This is a genomic window from Roseateles sp. P5_B10, assembly GCF_056400485.1.
The window spans coordinates 1-1,909 of sequence record NZ_JBFULE010000928.1 but is presented as its reverse complement, the minus strand read 5'-3'; the positions used below and the strand labels follow the sequence as shown (position 1 = coordinate 1,909).

Sequence of the window (1,909 nt, the reverse complement as noted above, 5' to 3'; positions counted from 1 at the left end):
CTTGCGCATGCCGGTCTTGAAGCGCAGCTGGCGCGGGTCGGCCTGGGGCGCGCCGTCCAGGTTCTGCATCAGCACCTGCCCGGCGGCCTCGTCGCTCATGTAGCCGCTGCAGTAGACGTGACCGTTGCCGGTGCGGTGCTGCAGCGGGATGCGCCACTGCCAGCCAGCGCTGCGCGCCGTGGACGTGGTGTACGGCGTCAACGGCTGCACCTTGTCACAGGGCACGGCCTGGGCGCTGTCGCAGGGCAGCCAGTGCGTCCAGTCGTGATACCCGGCCTTCATGACGMCCTCGATCAGCAGCGCGCGAAAGCCCGAGCAGTCGATGAAGAGATCSCCYTCGATGCGCCGGCCRTCGGCCAGSGTCACGGCGGTCACGAAGCCGTCGCCGGGGCGCAGCGACACGTCGACGATGGTGCCCTCCTCGCGCTTGACGCCRCGCKCCATCGCGTACTCGCGCAGGAARGYCGCGTACAGGCCRGCGTCGAAGTGRAARGCGTAGGARTAGGMATTGGCSGCCGACGGCRGMYCGCCCTCGGGCGGCACGAAGCGGTTGCGCTGCGCCATCACSGYSGYGGTSGACCAYTCCTCGTGGCTGTCCATGCCGCCCTGTTGGTGCAGCCTGAGCCAGTGCATCACCGATGAGCGGTTGACGACGGCCGGCCCGAACTCGCCGAAGCCGTGGAAGAASCGGTTGCCGAGGTGGCCCCAGTCCTTGAACTCGATGCCGAGCTTGAAACTCGCCTGCGTCTTGCGGATGAACTCCACGTTGTCCAGCTGCAGCGTGCGGTTGTAGAAGCGGATGSTGGGCAGCGTSGCCTCKCCCACGCCCACGGTGCCGATCTCGGGCGACTCGATCAGCACGATCTCGCAGCTGGCCGCGTGCTCGCCTCGGCCCATCAACTGGCCCAGCGGTGCCGCGGTCATCCACCCGGCCGTACCGCCGCCCACGATCACGATGCGGCGTATGGCTTGGTCGTCACGCATGCTGTCAATCTCCTCTTGGCGCCCGGGAGCGCCGATGGCCCTGGGCGCCGATGTCTTGTCTCACGACGCTACCCCAAAAAAAAGGCCCGGCGCGGGAGCGCCAGGCCTGTCTGGAGCCGGGACAAACCCGGCCGTTCGATCAGAAGGTGTAGCGCGCCGTCATGGTGTAGCGCGGGCCAGATGCGAACCAGGTGCGCCCCATCAAGCCGACGTGCTGCTGCATGAGCTGCTTGTAGATCGAGTCGGTCAGGTTCTGACCTTCCAGACCCAGTTGCAGGCTCTCGGTGACCTTGTAGTGCACACCGACATCCAGCTGACCGTAGTTGTCCGTCCAGATCGGCAGGCCCAACGGCATGTTGTTGCGGCCTTGTTGCGGGCTATCCGGGTTGCCGTTCAAGCCGTTCGTCTGGTTCGGGCCGGTGTTGTCCGGGAAGGCGACACCGTTGAGGTACTTGCCGCGCCAGGCATAGGCCACGCGTGCCGAGAACGGACCATGGTCATACAGCAGCGCCAGGTTGAACGCCTTGCGCGACAGGTTGGGCAGCGGCATGTCCCCGTAGGACTGGCCGTTGGTGTCACAACCGTTGACGAACAGGTTCAAGTTGGTGCCGTCCGCATTGCTGCTGCACCAGGCCGCACCCACCGAGTTGTAGCGCGTCTGGCGGCTGTCCACATACGTGGCGTTGGCCTGCACGCCCAGGCCAGCGAGCAAGCCCGGCAGCCCATTGAAATAGTGCTGCACCGCGACCTCCACACCGCGCGCCCAACCCTTGGCCCCGTTGACCTTGGTCGAGTAGGCGAAGTCGTAGGACTTGCCCGTCGTGTCGGCCGCGGTCGCCACGCCTGTCTGGTTGACGATCACATCCTTGAGCCGCTTGTTGAAGGCGGCCACCGTGATGGAACTGGCGCGGTCGATGTACCACTC

2 protein-coding genes are annotated in these 1,909 nt (G+C 66.2%); both read right to left on the bottom strand.

Translation table 11 applies throughout. The features are described from left to right. On the bottom strand, positions 1–984 hold a 984-nt coding region (locus tag AC1DU6_RS29370; RefSeq protein ID WP_477861511.1), incomplete at its 3' end, for a tryptophan halogenase family protein. A gap of 139 nt (positions 985–1,123) precedes the next feature. After that, the coding region (locus AC1DU6_RS29365; RefSeq protein WP_477861509.1) for a TonB-dependent receptor domain-containing protein at positions 1,124–1,909 on the bottom strand (786 nt) is incomplete at its 5' end.